Origin of the sequence: Paraburkholderia sp. IW21 (assembly GCF_041321145.1) — a bacterium.
Taxonomy (GTDB): domain Bacteria; phylum Pseudomonadota; class Gammaproteobacteria; order Burkholderiales; family Burkholderiaceae; genus Paraburkholderia.
The window spans coordinates 120,862-137,874 of sequence record NZ_JBGGWA010000016.1; the positions used below are offsets into that span (position 1 = coordinate 120,862).

Annotated in this window: 15 protein-coding genes; 11 read left to right on the forward strand and 4 right to left on the reverse strand. The window is 63.3% G+C overall.

All coding sequences use genetic code 11. The features are described 5' to 3' along the window. Positions 1-47 precede the first annotated feature (47 nt). From ACAX43_RS29460 to ACAX43_RS29470, 3 genes are all read right to left on the reverse strand, one after another. Complete coding sequence (locus tag ACAX43_RS29460; protein ID WP_370711864.1) at positions 48-359, reverse strand: high-potential iron-sulfur protein; 312 nt, start codon at positions 357-359, stop codon at positions 48-50. A 200-nt stretch (positions 360-559) separates the two neighbouring features. After that, the gene (locus tag ACAX43_RS29465; RefSeq protein WP_370711865.1) at positions 560-1,666 is read right to left on the reverse strand and encodes an NAD(P)/FAD-dependent oxidoreductase; all 1,107 of its coding nucleotides are present in this window, start codon (positions 1,664-1,666) and stop codon (positions 560-562) included. Between the two features lie 420 nt (positions 1,667-2,086). Then, complete coding sequence (locus ACAX43_RS29470; protein ID WP_370711866.1) at positions 2,087-3,064, reverse strand: AAA family ATPase; 978 nt, start codon at positions 3,062-3,064, stop codon at positions 2,087-2,089. A gap of 293 nt (positions 3,065-3,357) precedes the next feature. Between ACAX43_RS29470 and ACAX43_RS29475 the strand changes: the two genes are divergently transcribed. Further along, on the forward strand, positions 3,358-3,852 hold the full coding sequence (locus ACAX43_RS29475) for a hypothetical protein (protein WP_370711867.1): 495 nt from the start codon (positions 3,358-3,360) through the stop codon (positions 3,850-3,852). A gap of 45 nt (positions 3,853-3,897) precedes the next feature. Further along, on the forward strand, positions 3,898-4,695 hold the full coding sequence (locus tag ACAX43_RS29480) for an endonuclease/exonuclease/phosphatase family protein (RefSeq protein WP_370711868.1): 798 nt from the start codon (positions 3,898-3,900) through the stop codon (positions 4,693-4,695). 10 nt (positions 4,696-4,705) lie between these two features. Here the strand turns inward: ACAX43_RS29480 and ACAX43_RS29485 are convergent, their stop codons facing one another. Beyond that, entirely contained in the window at positions 4,706-5,686 is a 981-nt protein-coding gene (locus tag ACAX43_RS29485) for an aldose 1-epimerase (protein ID WP_370711869.1), read from the reverse strand. 338 nt (positions 5,687-6,024) lie between these two features. Between ACAX43_RS29485 and ACAX43_RS29490 the strand changes: the two genes are divergently transcribed. From ACAX43_RS29490 to ACAX43_RS29530, 9 genes are all read left to right on the forward strand, one after another. Next, a complete protein-coding gene (locus tag ACAX43_RS29490; RefSeq protein WP_370711870.1) occupies positions 6,025-7,077 on the forward strand; it encodes a LacI family DNA-binding transcriptional regulator in 1,053 nt (350 codons plus the stop codon). 112 nt (positions 7,078-7,189) lie between these two features. Continuing rightward, positions 7,190-8,209: an ABC transporter substrate-binding protein gene (locus tag ACAX43_RS29495; protein ID WP_370711871.1), complete on the forward strand. Its 1,020-nt coding sequence runs from the start codon at positions 7,190-7,192 to the stop codon at positions 8,207-8,209. A 220-nt stretch (positions 8,210-8,429) separates the two neighbouring features. Then, a complete protein-coding gene (locus tag ACAX43_RS29500; protein ID WP_370711879.1) occupies positions 8,430-9,995 on the forward strand; it encodes a sugar ABC transporter ATP-binding protein in 1,566 nt (521 codons plus the stop codon). Further along, positions 9,985-11,013 carry an ABC transporter permease gene (locus ACAX43_RS29505; RefSeq protein ID WP_370711872.1) on the forward strand — a complete coding sequence of 343 codons (1,029 nt, stop codon included), beginning with the start codon at positions 9,985-9,987 and terminating at the stop codon, positions 11,011-11,013. The genes ACAX43_RS29500 and ACAX43_RS29505 overlap by 11 nt, the downstream gene beginning before the upstream one ends. A gap of 36 nt (positions 11,014-11,049) precedes the next feature. Further along, complete coding sequence (locus ACAX43_RS29510; protein WP_370711873.1) at positions 11,050-12,009, forward strand: ABC transporter permease; 960 nt, start codon at positions 11,050-11,052, stop codon at positions 12,007-12,009. A 658-nt stretch (positions 12,010-12,667) separates the two neighbouring features. After that, the gene (locus ACAX43_RS29515; RefSeq protein WP_153134273.1) at positions 12,668-13,438 is read left to right on the forward strand and encodes a ferredoxin--NADP reductase; all 771 of its coding nucleotides are present in this window, start codon (positions 12,668-12,670) and stop codon (positions 13,436-13,438) included. A 432-nt stretch (positions 13,439-13,870) separates the two neighbouring features. Then, on the forward strand, positions 13,871-14,707 hold the full coding sequence (locus tag ACAX43_RS29520) for a sensor histidine kinase (protein WP_370711874.1): 837 nt from the start codon (positions 13,871-13,873) through the stop codon (positions 14,705-14,707). Beyond that, a complete protein-coding gene (gene rqpR, locus ACAX43_RS29525; RefSeq protein ID WP_370711875.1) occupies positions 14,704-15,360 on the forward strand; it encodes a response regulator transcription factor RqpR in 657 nt (218 codons plus the stop codon). Before ACAX43_RS29520 ends, rqpR begins: the two co-directional genes overlap by 4 nt. Positions 15,361-15,510: 150 nt before the next feature. Next, entirely contained in the window at positions 15,511-16,908 is a 1,398-nt protein-coding gene (locus tag ACAX43_RS29530) for an amino acid permease (RefSeq protein WP_370711876.1), read from the forward strand. The last annotated feature ends 105 nt before the right edge of the window (positions 16,909-17,013 follow it).

The following is a 17,013-nucleotide window of genomic DNA, read 5'->3' on the forward strand; positions in this document are numbered from 1 at the left end:
GCAGCGCATTTGACGCGGTACTGAAGGTGCACGCGCTCAGCGCGCAATCAGGCCTTCTTGTTATATGCGCTGCACCAACCCGCGCCGGCGACCTGCTTGCCCGCGAACATCGGGCAGCCGGCATAGGCGTCGGTCGGCTTGCCTTGATAGAAGCTGCAGTTCGCGCAATCCTGGCCCGCTACGTACTTCGCGAACTTGGCCTTGTCGACTTTGCTCGCGTCGGCCTTATAGCCGAGCGCTTGGGCGGTCGGATCGGTTTCAGCGACCTTCGGTGCGTCGGCGAAAGCCTGGCGCGACAGGGCGAGGCTCGATGCCACGCCAATGCTGGAGATCAAAAACGTACGACGGGAAGATTTCATGGGGACTCACTCCATTTATATTGAACTGATCGCCGTTCTGATGACAGCGGTCCCCAAGGATAGCAATGAAGCCGTCGCGCGTGACGGTCCAAATGATAGAGATAACCGAATTGGTACTACCCCGCGCCCGATTTTCGAGCGCGGCGTGCGGTTAAGTGGGTGAGGGGATGACTCAGGGTGCGAATTCAGGCGTAAAGCGATCAAGCGCGACCGCTCAGTTCGCAAACGCGCTGGGCGATCGCAAGCGACGCCGTGAGCCCCGGCGACTCGATCCCGAACAGATTGACGAGCCCGCGCACGCCGTGGGCGGCCGGACCTTGAATCACGAAGTCGGCGGCAGGCTCGCCCGGGCCGGAAAGCTTCGGACGAATTCCCGCGTAGGCGGGCTGCAAGGCATTGTCGGGAAGCGCGGGCCAGTACGCGCGAATCGCGGCGTAAAAGGATTCCGCGCGATGCGGATTAACGTCGTAATTGATCGCATCGACCCATTCGACGTCGGGACCGAAACGCGCCTGGCCGCCGAGATCGATCGTCAGATGCACGCCGAGGCCGGCTTCGTTCGGCATCGGATAGATCAGGCGGCTGAACGGCGCACGCCCCGAAATGCTGAAGTAGTTGCCGCGCGCAAGGTAAAGCGGCGGCACGTGACGCGCGTCGAGTCCGCGAATCGTGCGGGCCAGCGCGTTCGCTTGCAAGCCGGCGCTGTTGATCACGCAGGCGGCGCTGATCGTGGTCGGCGCGTTGCCGCCCACCTTGATGATGAAGCGGCCATTGCTCGCTTCGATCGCGCCCACCGGCGCGTGGAACGCGCACACCGCACCGTCGCGTTCGGCGTCGCCTTGAATCGCCAGCATCAGCTGGTGGCTATCGACGATGCCCGTCTGCGGCGAAAACACCGCCTCGACGCATTCGAGCGCGGGCTCAAGCGCTTGCGCCTGGTCGCCGGTAATCCGCATCAGGTCGAGCACGCCGTTCTCACGACCTTTCGCCATGATGCTTTCGAGCTGAGGAATCTGATTGCGCGAGGTCGCGACCAACAGTTTGCCGCATCGAGAATGCGGCACGTTGTGCTCGACGCAGTAGTCGTACAGCATCTCGCGGCCGCGCACGCACAGCGCCGCCTTCAGCGAACCGCGCGGATAGTAGATCCCCGCGTGAATCACTTCGCTATTGCGCGAACTGGTGCCCACGCCGATCGCCTCGGCCGCCTCCAGCACGATCACCTCGCGCCCGCGCGCAGCCAGTGCGCGCGCCACGGCGAGGCCGATCACGCCCGCGCCGATCACTACACATTCGATTTGATCCATGTCCCTTGACGCGGCTGACCTCGCCGCGCGCTGCCTCGTTCACCCGATATAGATGAAGACAGGATGCGGCTATCGGGGACCGCAAACCGCTCGCTGTGGAATGCACCTGCCCTTACGCAACCGCCATGCAAAATTGTACGACGCTGCTGCACAGACAGAAATGCCCGCAGTCGTACGACTGCGGGCATTCGGTCTTGAGTGGATCTGAAATGTAAGGGCCGGACGAGTCAGTGTACGCCGTCGAAGGTCGCCGCGCTCGATTCTTCATGCAAACATGAAGCCGTGTGGCGCCGGGCAGCCACATCTCACAATTAGCAATAGTTGCCCCGGCATTCACATTGTTTTAAGTGCAGAATCGCCTCGGCGAGGCCCGCAAAATCGGTCGTTGGCAGGTTTTCAGCAAAAAACCGCCAAAAATCCTCAAAAACCGATCGGTTTCCGGCGATTTCCATAATCCAGCCGAATGTCGCCGGCTTCGATCCGATCGCGCCCGTCGATGCGCGCCGCGCCGAAGCCATTCAGCATGGCGCGCCGCATTTCGCGCGGCGACGCGTGTTTCAGCGCGTCGAGCGCGGCGTCACCGAGCGTTTCGGGAAAGCGCAGCCCCCAGCTGTGCGCCGAGCGAATCTCGTTGTAGATCGCTTGCGCGATACGGCGCGCGCCGGCGTGATCCGGCGGCGGAATTTCGTACACGTTCATCCGGTTCAGGATGGGCTCGGGAATCGAACGCTCGTCGTTCGCCGTCGCGATCCAGATCACGTGTCCGGCATTGATTGGAATCTCGGCGAATTCGTCGATGAAGGTCTGCGCGGTATCGTGTTCGAGCAGCGCGTACAACGCGCCGAGCGGATCGTATTGCGAATCGCCGGTGGCCTTGTCGATTTCGTCGACGGCGATCACGGGGTTCGCGTAACTGCCGTTGACGAGCGTATCGAACACCTTGCCCGGCTTCGCGTTCTTCCATTGCGACGATGCACCCGACAGAATCCACCCCGCCGTCAGCGAACTCATCGCCACGTATTGGTAGGCGGTGCCGAGCAGGCGCGCCAACTGCTTGGCAAAGTGCGTCTTGCCGATGCCGGGGTCGCCAAGCAGCAGAATCGGCATCAGTTCGAGCCGGTCTTCGGTCTCGAGACACAAGGCGACCTGCTTGCGGATATCGTCGAGCGGCGCTGAGAAGTTGGGCAGCGCGTCGATCAGATCGTCGATCGACGGCATCCGGTTCGGCTTGACGCAGAAGCGCAGATTGCCGGTTTTCAGCATCTTTTCGTAAGTGCTGCGCAGCGCCTCGTTCGCGCTGTCGCCGAGATCGTTCAGCGCGGTCTCGACCTGATCGAGGTCGTACACCCGACTGAAAGACGCCACGGCGATTTCCTGTTTGACCATTGCTGTTGTCATCGCTTACCCCGTCTGGCTGGTCTTGCTGCTGCGGTACCTGGTGGGCGCCGTTTCAAGTCCAGTGTAACGAGGACAGATTCGCGTGCAAGCCAGCAGTCGTACGGCTCTGCTGCTAACAAGGGGTTGTTTTCAGCCAACCCCGAAAGAAGTCCCCTTGGGCCATTCACAATCCCAACGGAAATGCAGTGTTGCTGAACCCGGCCCCGTTTGAAGTGTCAGAAAAGCGTTCCGCCCATCAGGCGTAAGATGGCCCTCTGACTACTCTGCCGGAAGCAGTAACCGGAGCCCCTTCCATGTGGAAAACCAGTATCGTCGCCGTGTTGCTTGGCACTTCGTTGCTTGCGAACGCACAACAAGGGCCGACGCAAAAGGTCGTGCAATGGCAGTTGCAGGTGATGCGCGACGGCCAGCAGATCGACTCGTTCGACGGCACCACCACCGTCGGCCAGGCGCGCACGGACACGCATCACAAAATGGTGCAGCATAACGTCGGATGTAAAGACCAGCCCGGCGGCAGCATCGACCTGGCGCGCACGCTGACGGTCTCGCCGCTGCAGGCGGATGCGAACGAGGTCACGCTGTCGATTGAAGCGCAGGAAACTTTCGAGGAAGACACTGCGCGGCAAACCGACACCGGCTGCAAGTTACCCCCGCAACCGCGTCAGATCAGCGCGAGCCATCCGGGCCTGAAAGTGCCGGCCGGGCAATGGGCCAGTTGGACCATCGTCGACAAGGATCCAAACCTGGTCTACCGCGTGCGTGCGAGCCTTGCAAACAGTGCGAACTGAAGCGAACAACCGAAGCCCCCAAACAGAACACGTGGACAACGCGGCATGCGAAACCCCGAAGAACTGATCCGCGAGCGCGTAGCGCCCGGGGATTTCATTGCGGTGAGCTGGAATCTGCACAAAGGCCGCACACCGCTCGGCTTTCAGGCCTGGCAGGCGATGCAGCGCTGGGTTCAGTCGACCCACGCGGACGCGTATTTTTTACAGGAAGCGATGGCCCGGCGCATGCCGTCGCCGATGCTGGCAAGTAGTTTCGGCTCGCCGCTCACCGATCCCTTGAACGATGTCTGGCATTGCCAGGCCACCGAAATCGCACGCGCGGCCGAACTCGAAATCGCGCTTGGGCCGAACGTGTTCAAGCCGTCGTGGCGGCACGGCAATGCGATTCTGTCGCCGCATCCACTTGATCTCGGCGGACGCTGGGATATCTCCGCGCATCGCTTCGAAAAGCGCGGACTGCTGGTGGCGCGGGCGACCTTCGGCGGCCATTCGGTCACGCTGCTGTGCGCGCATCTCGCGCTCACGCGCTCGGCGCGCTTGCGGCAGATGAACTGGATCGCGCACTGGATCACAAAGGAAGCACCAGAAGGTCCGCTGGTTCTGGCCGGCGACTTCAACGACTGGCGCAACGATTCGGTGCCGCTCTTCGCCGAACACGGTTTGCAGGAAGTGGCAACGCTGCTCGGCGAATCCGGCCGCACGTTCCCGGCTTTCTCGCCGGCGCTTGCGCTCGACAAAATGTTCGTGCGCGGCATGAAGCCGATCGAATGGATCCAACCAGCGCAGGAAACCGCGTGGCTCTCGGATCACTTGCCGTATATGGCTCGCTTGCGGGTCGAGTGAGAACCGCGCGCTAACCTCTGCGCGGCGTCCAGTTCAGCGTCGCCGCGATCTCTTCGCCCGGCTGCAACACGCAGCCGCCCACATGCTCGCGCATGCCGACCGCGTTGAAGCAATCGGTGGTGTTCGTCACCGGTTCCACGCACAGTTGCGCGTCGTTGGCCGGCGCGAATACCACCATGTGGTCGAACGGCGCATCGGCGGTCATCGTCAGTTGACGGTGCTCGTCGGGCCACGCAATCGTCGCCTCGCGCGACCAGTTCGCGAAGTTGTTGTCCAGCGCGAAAGCGTCCGGCGACATGCCGCGGCGCAGGGCCTCGACTGCGGGGTGCGGGCCGAGATGCGTCGGCAGCACGTCGGCGTCGGCGTGCCACATGGCTTGCACGTCCGCGTAGATGCGGGTTTGCGCCGTGCGCGGGTAGTACGGGTGATGACCCATGCCGAACGGCATCGGCCGGTCGTCAAGATTCCGCGCGAACAGCGTGATGCGCAGCGCACCGCCGATCAACTCGATGCGCTGCCGCGCGCGATAGCGGAACGGCCAGTCGCCGGGCAGTCGCACGTCCGGCTCGTGTTCGAAGTGCAGTTCCACCGCACTTTCCGAGCGCGTCCCCACCTGCCACGGATGCCGCCATGCGTTGCCATGCAGCGCGTGCGCGAACCGGGCGTCATTGCCGGTGAGATCGACCGTGCCGCCGCCGAACTGGAAGCGCGCATCACGAATCCGGTTGCAATAGGGAAACAGCGGGAAGCTCGCCATGCGCAGCGGATCGCGTTCGTCGAACGCGGCTTGCGTGGCCGGCCGCAGCCAGTGCAGCGGCCCTTCGGGCGTCGACTGGTAGTAAGCGGCCAGCGCGCCGCCCACTTCGGGTGCGATCACCAGTCGCATCGCGTCTGCTGTCAGCGTGACCAGCGTTGGGGCGATCGCGGGGTCGTCGAGCCAGGTGAGCTCGCTCGCGAGCGGCTGGATCGGAGTCAAGGAAACGTCGCGCATGGTCAGAAAAGGCGGGGCCCCTGGCGGATGGCGGCATGAACGCGCATCAATGTCTCCTATGACGTGCCGCGCACAGCGCGCGGCCGGCGAACTGTCAGGGTCCGCGCGACCGAGAATCGCACGACAAAGCGTGTTGGTCAATATTATTAGTAATAAATTTATCCGTCCGTACAATCAAACCGGCCACCGTTCTCTACCGGATGACGGGTTAGCGCGCGTTGCCGCGCGCATATTATTAGTGGTACCGTCAGCACCACAATGCCACCGGCATGCTCCCGCTTTCGCGCCGCTGCAGCGCGGCCTGCACAATGAAAAAATCGACTCAACGCCGACCGACCATGACGGACATCGCCAAGCTCACAGGCGTGTCGCAATCCACTGTCTCGCTGGTCCTGAACAACGCGACTGGCGCGAAATTCTCCGAGACCACCCGCAACAAAGTGCTGAAGGCCGCGCACGACCTCGGCTACCGGCTTTCGCTGCGCGAGCCGGTGTCGGCCTCGAACGATGAACGCAACCTGATCGTCTATCTGGCCGACGAGATCTCGACCAGTCCGCACCCGGTCGTCAACGTCGACGGCGCGCGCGATGCGGCTTATGCAAGCGGCAAGATGCTCGCCGTGTACTCGACGCACGGCAACGCCGACCTCGAAAAGCAGGTGCTCGACGCAACGCTGTCGAACCCGCACGTATTCGGCGTGATCTACGCGACGGTCTACACGCGCAAGGTCACGCTGCCGGCGGCGCTCTCGCGGGTGCCGACCGTGCTGCTGAACTGCTACACGAGCGAAGGCGGGCTGTCCTCGGTGGTGCCTGCCGAGGTCGCGGGCGGCCATCTGGCGACCGATTATTTGCTGCAATCGGGGCATCGGCGGATCGGCTATATCAACGGCGAACCTTGGCAGGACGCCTCGAAAGACCGCCTCAAGGGCTATCGCACCGCCCTCGCCACTGCTGACCTGCCGTACGCGCCGGAACTGGTGCGCGACGGCGACTGGAGTTCGGGCGTCGGCTTCGAAATGACGCTCTCCCTGATGCGCGAGCCCCATCCGCCGACCGCCATTTTTTGCGCCAACGATCTAACCGCGCTGGGCGCGATCGAGGCACTCAAGCAACTCGGCTTGCGCGTACCCGAAGACGTCTCGGTACTCGGCTACGACGACCAGGAAATTGCCCGCCACACCCATCCCCCGTTATCAACGGTGGTGCTGCCGAACTACGAACTGGGACGCTGGGCCGTCGAAACCTTGCTGCAGGAAGAACACAACCGCGCAGCCGGCGCGCCCGTGCGGCATCGGCTCGTGAAGCTCGACGGTCCGCTCATCGAACGCGGTTCGGTCAGGGTAATTACCGAGGCGAAAAAGCCAATAATTAATATTATTAGTGATTGACCGATAATAATTCCGAATGAAATAATCGGCATGTCCGGTCAGGGTGAACCCGCTCGGCCGGCAGGAGAAACACTAAAAGCAAATACACCTCACCAGGTACTGGAGGAAGACAATGGCGTCGCTCAACATGCAGTCGCGCAAGCACGCGCGCAAGCAGCAGATTCGTCCGCTGGCAGGTTCGCTGCTGGCTCTGGCAATCGGTTTCGGCGTCGCCACAGCGCACGCCGACGACGCGCTGCCGAAACTGTCCAACAAGACTCCGCTGAAGGTCGGCTTCGCGCAGACCGAAAGCAACAATCCGTGGCGCCTCGCGGAAACCAGGAGCTTCAAGGAGGTCGCCGCGAAGTGCGGCTGGCAGTTGGTCATGACCGACGCCAACAGCTCGAACGCCAAGCAGGTATCGGATATCCAGAACATGATCGCGCAGCACGTCGATCTGCTGGTGTTCCCGCCGCGCGAAGAAAAGCCGCTTGCGCCGGTCGTGCTGCAAGCTAAAAAGGCCGGCATTCCGGTGATCCTGGTCGACCGCGACGTCGATCAGTCGGTGGCCAAGGCAGGCCGCGACTACATCACCTTCATCGGCTCGGACTTCATCGACCAAGGCCACCGCGCCGCTGACTGGCTCGTCAAGGCGACCGGCGGCAAGGCAAAGATCATCGAACTCGAAGGCACCACCGGCGCATCCGCCGCAAATGATCGCAAGAAAGGTTTCGACGAAATCATTGCGAAGAATCCGGGCATGACGATCATCGCGTCGCAAAGCGGCGACTTCGCGCGCGACAAGGGCCGTCAGGTCATGGAGACGCTGTTGCAGGCGCATCCGGATGTCACCGCCGTCTACGCGCATAACGACGAAATGGCGCTCGGCGCGATCGCCGCGATCAAGGCAGCCGGCAAGCAGCCCGGCAAGGACATCCAGATCGTCACCATCGACGGCACCAAGGGCGGCATGGATGCGATCGCCGCCGGCGAACTCGGTGCGAGCGTGCAGTCGAGCCCGTTCTTCGGCCCGCTCGCCTGCGACGTCGCACAGCGTTATGCGAAGGGCGAGAAGATCCCCACGTGGGTCAAGGTGTCCGACCGCTTCTACGACAAGAGCAACGTGCAGCAGAACATGCAGTACGGCTATTGATATTGAACCGTTGCTGCACGCGCAGTTTTGAAGCTTGAGGGCGGTGCCGTGGCGGAGTGTCCACGCGCTCCGCGCCTTGCAGGACGTCCCCGCCCCGAATCCGTCTCCTTGGGGGGCGCTCGCATGCAGCAACCGCGGCACACGCATCAGGAGGACACCCGTGACGGAATCCGGCACGCAGATGCCACACTCCCCCAACACCCGTTCGCCGCTGCTCGAGATGCAGGACATCGGTATCAGCTTCGGCGGCGTACCCGCGTTGCGCAGCGCCAACCTGAGCGTGGCCGCCGGTGAAGTGCATGCGCTGATCGGCCAGAACGGCGCCGGCAAATCGACCATGATCAAGATCCTGACCGGCGCGTATCGGCGTGGCTCGGGCACGGTGCGCTTCGAGGGCCAGGAAGTCGATTTCCGCACGCCTAAGCAGGCGCGCGAAGCGGGCATCAGCACGATCTATCAGGAAATCAACCTGGTGCCGTTCCGCTCGGTGGCGGAGAACATTTTCCTCGGCCGCGAGCCGCGCCGCTTCGGCTTGATCGACTGGCGCGCCGTGCAGCAACGCGCCGCCGCGTTGCTCGAATCGTTCGGTTTGCAGATCGATGTGAAGAAGCCGGTCAGCCGCTATTCGACCGCGATCCAGCAGATGGTGGCGCTGGCGCGTGCCGTCTCGTCCGATGCGAAGATGGTCATCATGGACGAGTCCACTTCGTCGCTCGATGAACGCGAAGTGGCGTTGCTCTTCACCGTGGTGCGCAAACTGCGCGACGACGGCCGCGCGGTGATCTTCGTGTCGCACCGGCTCGACGAACTGTACGCGCTGTGCGATCGCGTCACCGTGATGCGCGACGGCCAGACGGTCGCGCAAAGCACGATGGCAGAAATGGACAAGCTGCAACTCGTCACGACGATGCTCGGCCGCACGCTTGCCGCCGTCGTGCAGGACGACACCGCTGCACGCGAAGCGAATCTGGCGCGGCGCGGCACGCTGGCGATTGCCGCGACACATCTGAGCGCGCATCCGAAGGTAAGCGACGTATCGCTCGACGTGCATGCGGGCGAAGCGGTAGGGCTCGCGGGCCTGCTCGGCTCGGGTCGTACCGAAACCATGCGCCTGATGTTCGGCGCCGATCCTCTCGAACAAGGTTCATTGTCGATTGGCGGCGAGGCAGTGGCGTGGAAGTCGCCGCAGGACGCGATCGCGCGTGGCCTCGCTTATCTCACCGAGGACCGCAAAGGCGAAGGCATCGTCCCTGAACTCTCGGTGCGCGACAACCTCACGCTCGTCTGCTTGCGCACGCTGGCGAAGAACGGCGTGGTCGACGTCAAGAGACAACAAGCGATCGTCGACCGTTTCATTGCGTCACTCGGCATCAAGCTGCGTTCGGCCGATCAGCCGATTCGCGAACTCTCAGGCGGCAATCAGCAGAAGGTCCTGCTCGCGCGCTGGCTCGCTGCAGAGCCGTCACTGCTGCTGCTCGACGAACCGACACGCGGCATCGACGTCGGCGCCAAAGCCGATGTGGCGAAAATCGTGCGCGAACTGCGTGATGCGGGCCTCGCCGTGCTGCTGTCCGCATCGGAACTCGAAGAACTGACGGCGGTGGCCGATCGCGCGGTGGTGATTCGCGACGGCCGCACCGTTGCCGAACTCGACGGCGCCGACATGAGCGAGACCGCGATCATGGACGCCATCGCCTACGGCAGCGAAGGTCCATCGCCACTGGCTGAAGCGGCCCAGTCCGCTCACATCGAAGACGCGTTGGAGGGCGACCGTCATGGCGCTTAAGTTGCACACTGAGTCGCTGCGCACCGAAACCGCACCGCCCATGCCGGACACATCCGCGCCACGCGCCGCTGCCGCGTCGACGGTGAAGAAATGGCGGCACCTCGCCATGCAACGCGAAGTGATCGTGTTGCTCGCGATGGTGCTCTTCAACCTGATCTTCACGCCGCACTTCTGGTCGCTGCAAACCTTCAACGTCAACATGACGCAGGTGGTGACGATCGTGATCGTCGGCATCGGCATGACGCTGGTGGTGGCGACAGGCGGCATCGATCTGTCGGTGGGCGCGTCGATGGCGATCTCGGGCGCGCTCGCGCCGATGTTGTTCCTGAACATTCCGGGGCCGGGCGGCATTGCGCTCGCGTTCGTGCTGCCGGTGCTGGCCGCCGCGGTGTGCGGCGTCTTCAACGGCTTGCTGGTCACAAGGTTATCCGTCCAGCCGATTGTCGCGACGCTGGTGCTGTTCATCGCCGGGCGTGGCATCGCCCAGGTCGTCACCGATGGCAGCCTGCAGGCGTTCAACACGCCCGCATTCCAGTGGATCGCATTGGGCAAGGTCGCCGGCGTGCCGTTCCAGGTGCTGCTGATGCTCGCGCTGGTTGGCGTGTTCGTGTGGGTCGTACGCAAGACGCTGTTCGGCCAGTACCTGCTGATTACCGGCGGCAACGAAAAGGCCGCCTATCTGTGCGGCGTGCCGACAGCCACCGTGAAACTGATCGCGTACACGCTGTGTGCCGCGCTCGCGGGGCTGGCGGGGCTGATCTCGATCTCCGTGAACTCGTCGTCGGATGCGAACGTGGTGGGGCTCGGCGTCGAACTCGATGCGATCGCCGCAGTGGCGGTCGGCGGCACGGCGCTGACAGGCGGCAAGGCGTATATCGGCGGTACGCTGATCGGTGCGCTGATCATCCAGTTGCTGCGCTATACGCTGCTCGCGCACGGCATTCCCGACGCGGCGGCACTGGTGGTGAAGGCCGCCATCATCGTCGCGGCGGTTTACGTGCAACGGCGCTCGCGGTAACCCTAACGCCTCAGGGACACTCCCGGACTCGATGCGATGAAAAAGAACCTGCCTATCCTCCTTGCACTGGTCGCGCTCATCGTGCTCGGCCTCGTGCGCTACGACCATTTCGGCTCGGCCTACAACATCACCTCGTTCTGGCGCTACAACTCGATGTTTGCGCTGATCTCGATCGGCATGGCCTTCGTGATCATCACGGGTGGCATCGACTTGTCAGTCGGCACGGTGGCCGCTTTGGCGAGCGTCGTCGCCGCGCTGACCAGCGTGTATGGCGGCTGGGTCGCCGTCATGGCGGGCTGCGCGGCGGGCATGGCAGTCGGCGTGCTCAACGGCCTGATCATCACGCGGCTGAAAATTCTGCCCTTCATCGTGACGCTCGCGACCAGTCTCGGCGCGCATGGCGTGGCCCTGCTGCTCGGCAAGAACGATGCGGTGTCGATTGCCGCCGACTCGAACTTCGGCGGCTTCGGTCAAGGCGATCTGTCCGGGCTGCCGATCCCGGGCATCGTCGCGGTGGTCGCCACCGTGGCCGGCTGGCTCGCACTACGCAGCACGCGCTTCGGACGGCATTCGCTGGCGATCGGCGGCAGCGAGGAAGCGGCACGGCTGATGGGCCTGAATGTCGACCGCACCCTGGTGATGGCTTACGCGGTAAGCGGCCTGCTCGCCGGCATGGCCGGTGTGATCCTCGCCGCGCAGTTCGGCGCGGGACAGCCGAACGAAGGCGTCGGTTGGGAGCTGTTCGCGATTTCGGCGGTGGTGCTCGGGGGCACCTTGCTCACCGGCGGCGAAGGCTCGATCGCGATGACGATCGCCGGCGTGCTGCTGCTCGGACTGGTGTTCAATCTGCTGAATTTTGAAAACGGGTTGGGGTTCATCAGCCTGTCTGCGTACTGGCAGTCGGTGATTCGCGGGGTGTTCCTGCTGTTGGTGATCGTGTTGCAGGCGAGAGTGTTGAAGCAGCGCGGCCGGAAGCGCGTGGTGGCTCCGGCCTGATTCTGGACGTGCTGGGGCCTTACGCAGCGCAGGTTACGGCGCTTCACACGACTGCCGCCTCTCCTTCGCGCCCCTCGGAGTAATCAAAAAATGATGCGCCTTGAGCCTTTCGTAGCGAGGGTCTGCGGCACTTAAAATGGCCGCCGTACCCTATTTGTGTACCAACCCCGCCTGATAAACCAGCGCTGTCAAAAACCGTCGCGCATCCCGCCCCTTCACTCCGACTCTCTCGTTTGTCGCCTCGATTCCCACGCTTTTGCCAGTCTTATCAGCAGGGTCAATGCTGCGGCGCACGGCGGGTTTCGGTATCATCCTGAAAATGTTGCCCGCGCGGCGCGCCTATCCGGCGCAGGCCGGACAGCCGATGGCAGCCGCCCTACGTGGCTTTCGCCCATCGCCGTACCCTTCTGAAGCGCGGCTGCAGCCACGCCAACGTACTTCTCGGTGCCCGATTGTGACCACAGCGGGCGCCGACGCTTCCAGGTCCGGTAACCCGCTTCACCGCGCTCAACCGCCGCGCCGCCGCCCTCAGGCAGCGGGCGCGGTAAAATAGCGGATTGCGCATGATTCCCGAGCTCGGGTTAGCGCAGCATCGCCCTTGCCGTGCCGGCCGGCTCAAACGACTGGCCGCCTTTGTTTTCGCACTATCCAAGAAGCCATGAGCAACCTGAATTCACAAACCGTCCTGAGCGTCCATCACTGGACCGATACGCTTTTCAGCTTCACCTGCACGCGCGATCCGTCGTTCCGTTTCGAAAACGGCCAGTTCACGATGGTGGGTCTCGAAGTCGAAGGCAAGCCGCTGATCCGCGCCTACAGCCTCGCGAGTGCGAACTACGAAGAGCACCTCGAATTCCTGAGCATCAAGGTGCAGGACGGCCCGCTCACGTCGCGCTTGCAGCATTTGAAGGTCGGCGATGAAGTCCTGATCGGCAAGAAACCGGTCGGCACGCTGATGGCCGACAACCTGCTGCCCGGCAAGACGCTGTGGCTGCTCTCCACCGGTACGGGTCTCGCGCCGTTCATGTCGATCATCAAGGATCCGGACATTTACGACCGCTACGAGCGCGTGGTCCTGACGCACACCTGCCGTTTCGTCGACGAGCTCGCGTACAAGGAATACATCACGGATCACCTGCCGGCGCACGAGCACCTGGGCGAACTGGTGCAGGAAAAGCTGCTGTACTACCCGACGGTGACGCGCGAAGCGTTCCAGAACCGCGGCCGTATCACCGAACTGATCGAAACCGAAAAGCTGTTCGCCGACCTCGGCGTGCCGGGCTTCTCGCTCGAAGACGACCGCGTGATGCTGTGCGGCAGCCCGCACATGCTGCGCGACACGCGCAAACTGCTCGACGACCTGGGCTTCCAGGAAGGCAGCAACAACGCGCCGGGTCACTATGTGGTCGAAAAGGCGTTCGTAGGTTAAGCGGACGTTGCGATTTCGCGGCCGCGCCGCCGCGTACCCAGCAAAAAGGAGCCTTCGGGCTCCTTTTTTGTTCGCGTTACAAATCGGCGTTGGTGTCCCTACCTTTAGTGTCAGCATTCTTCCTACAAATCGGGTGAAACCGAACATCAACCATTGTGTGAAATGTAGGCGGTAACCCTTGGTGTGCCTGCATTTTTTCTTTTTATGAGATATCATCGCGGCGCACGATCGGTCGGTTCGACATGCCTGTCAGGGTCCGACCGATTTGTTACTGAATGTAAATTTCGTTACGCCGCGCCGTAGCGATTTGTCCGTCGCGCCCACGCGTTAAGGACATCACTGGAGGCCAGAGACTCGCATGCGTTCTTTCGTCTTCGCGCCGCTCATGCGCATCCGCTTCGCCGTCCACACTGTTTCCTGAGAGGGAAAGTCATGGATACGTCGATTCTCGTTCCGTTCAGCGCCCACATTCCCTCTTCGCTTGTACACACCGCGCCGCAATCCGCCGCTGAGCGCGAACTCGCGCGACTGCGCGCCCGCGTGCGCGAACTGTCGGCTGAGCTCGTCGAGGCGCAGGAAGCCGCTTGCCGCCATGTGGCGCGCGAGCTGCACGACGGCGTGGGCGCCGAACTGACTGCGACGCGCTTCGCGCTTGCCGGCGTCGAAACCTGGCTGCCCGCCGACGCGCCGCCGCAATGCGCCGCCGCGCTCGCCGTCGCGAACCGTTCGCTCGACGCCGTGTGCGCAGCCAGCCGCCAAGCCGTCGCGGAATTGCATGCACCGTCGCTGGAGGCCGGCATTGTCGCGGCGCTGGCGCAGTGGACCGGCGACTTCGCCGCACGCACGCATCTGCGCACGAGTTTCGTCTGCGCCGCCGACGCGCGGCTCACGCGCCTGCCCGCCGACGCGGCGCTAGCCGTGTTCCGGGTGGCCCAGGAAGCGCTGAACAATATCGCCAAACACGCGCGCGCCGAATCCGCCGACGTGCGCATCGAAACCGGCCGCCGTCACCTGACGCTGATCGTCAGCGACGACGGCATCGGCGTGACACGCAATGCCCACGCTCGTCGCGGCCATTTCGGCCTGAGCGGCATGCGGGCCCGCTGCGCCGCCTTCTGCGGCACGCTGCGCGTCAGCGCCCGGCGGGTCGGCCCACACTGCGGCGAGAGCGGCAAGGAATCGCGCGGCACCCTCGTGTATGCGCGCTTCGCGTGGGACGCGATGCTGGCGAGCGCGCTGGACGCCGAGCGTCGCGCGCTGCAATCGTGAGCCTGCGCATCCTGCTTGCCGACGACCACGCGGTGGTTCGCCAAGGCGTCCGCCAGTTGCTGCTCGACCGCGGCGTGGCGCGCGAAGTCACCGAGGCGCAAAGCGGCGCCCAAGCACTCGAAGCCGTCGCCCTCCAGAGCTATGACGTGGTGCTGCTCGACATTTCGCTGCCCGACATGAACGGCGTCGAAGTGCTCAAGCGTCTGAAGCGCAAAGCGCCGCGCGTAGCCGTGCTGATGTTTTCGATGTACCGCGAAGACCAGTACGCTGTGCGCGCGCTGAAGGCGGGGGCCGCCGGCTACCTGTCGAAAACCGTCGACGCCGCGCAAATGATCAGCGCGATCCAGCAGGTCGCGGCGGGCCGCAAATACGTCAGCCCGGCCATGGCCGAAGCGCTGGCGGACTATGTCTCCTTCGACGGCGATCAATTGCCGCACGAAAAGCTCTCCGACCGCGAATATCAAACGCTTTGCATGCTGGCATCGGGCAAACGGTTGACGGATATCGCCGTGGCGCTATCGCTGTCGGTGAAGACAGTCAGTGTGTACCGCACCCGGCTGCTCGAGAAAATGAAGCTGCGCAATAACGCCGAGCTGACCTTCTATGTGATGAGCAATCGTCTCGTCGATCTGAATCCGGCGATGGCGGGCTAAAGTCTCCTTTCTGCGATCGCTGGACAGGGTGCGATTGCCATGCCGTAAAAACCCCGTCTCAAAATGGTGCGGGACGCGCATCCGTTAAAATCCAGGGTTTCCACCGACATCGGCGCGCAACACGCGTGCACCACTGGAGACCCATCGCCAATGTCCCTGTTCCGCAAAAAAAGTGTCGAGCACATGATCGCCGCGAGCGCTCAGAACGCCGGCCTGAAGAAGGCGCTCGGTGCGCTCGATCTGACTTTCCTTGGCGTCGGCGCCATTATCGGCACCGGCATTTTCGTGCTGACCGGCACGGGTGCCGTCCAGGCCGGCCCGGCGCTGATGGTCTCCTTCCTGATTGCGGCGATCGCCTGCGGCTTTGCGGCGCTCGCCTATGCCGAGTTCGCCTCGACGATTCCGGTCGCGGGTTCCATCTACACGTACTCGTACGCCACGCTCGGCGAGCTGGCCGCGTGGATCATCGGCTGGGACTTGATGCTCGAGTACGGGCTGGCCACGTCGGCGGTGTCGGTCGGCTGGTCGGGCTACCTGCAATCGCTGCTGTCGGGCTTCGGCGTGAGCTTGCCGGTCGCGCTGACGGCGGCGCCCGGCGCGTTGCCTGGGCAAGAGACATGGTTCAACCTGCCCGCCTTCCTCGTCATGATGGCGATCACAGCCCTGCTGTCGCTCGGCGTGCGCGAATCCGCGCGGATCAACAACATCATGGTGGCGATCAAGGTGATCGTGGTGCTGCTGGTGATCGGCGTGGGCGTTTTCCACGTTACGCCGGCCAACTGGCATCCGTTCATGCCGAACGGCTGGAACGGCGTGTTCGGCGCGGCGGCGGTGATGTTCTTCGCGTTCATCGGTTTCGATTCGGTGTCTTCCGCGGCGGAAGAGGTGAAGGATCCGAAGCGCGACTTGCCGATCGGAATCATTGCGTCGCTGGGCGTGTGCGCAGTGCTGTACGTGGCGGTGGCGGCCGTGGTCACCGGTATCGTGCCGTCTGCGCAGTTCGCGAACATTTCGCATCCGGTTTCGTATGCATTGCAGGTAGCGGGGCAGAAGTGGGTCGCGGGCTTTATCGACCTGGGCGCCGTGCTGGGCATGCTGACCGTGATTCTGGTGATGGCTTATGGCCAGACGCGCGTGATCTTCGCGATGTCGCGCGATGGCTTGTTGCCCGCGAAGCTTTCCAAGGTGCATCCGCGGTTTGCCACGCCGTTCTTTACGACGTGGCTCGTGGGGATTTTCTTCGGCTTGATTGGCGCGCTGGTGCCGTTGAATGTGCTGGCCGAACTGATCAATATCGGCACGTTGGCCGCGTTTTCGATGGTGTCGATTGCGGTTCTCGTTTTGCGGAAAACGCATCCTGATTTGCCGCGGGCGTTTCGCTGCCCTGGCGTGCCGGTCTTGCCGGTGCTGGCTGTCGCTTCCTGCCTGTTTTTGATGGTTAATCTTCAGGCAGTGACCTGGGTGGCATTCGTGGTTTGGCTGCTCATCGGCATGGCCATCTATTTTGGCTATTCGCGCCGTCATTCGAAGTTGGCGCGGGCGCGCTGAGGGGTTTGGGGTTTGGCCTTCCGCCGCGCTGCAGTAGCAGGTTTGTGTTTCTGATCCGTGGTTTTGGGGGATGCCTTGTTTTTTGCGGCGGCGCCTTTACTTGAA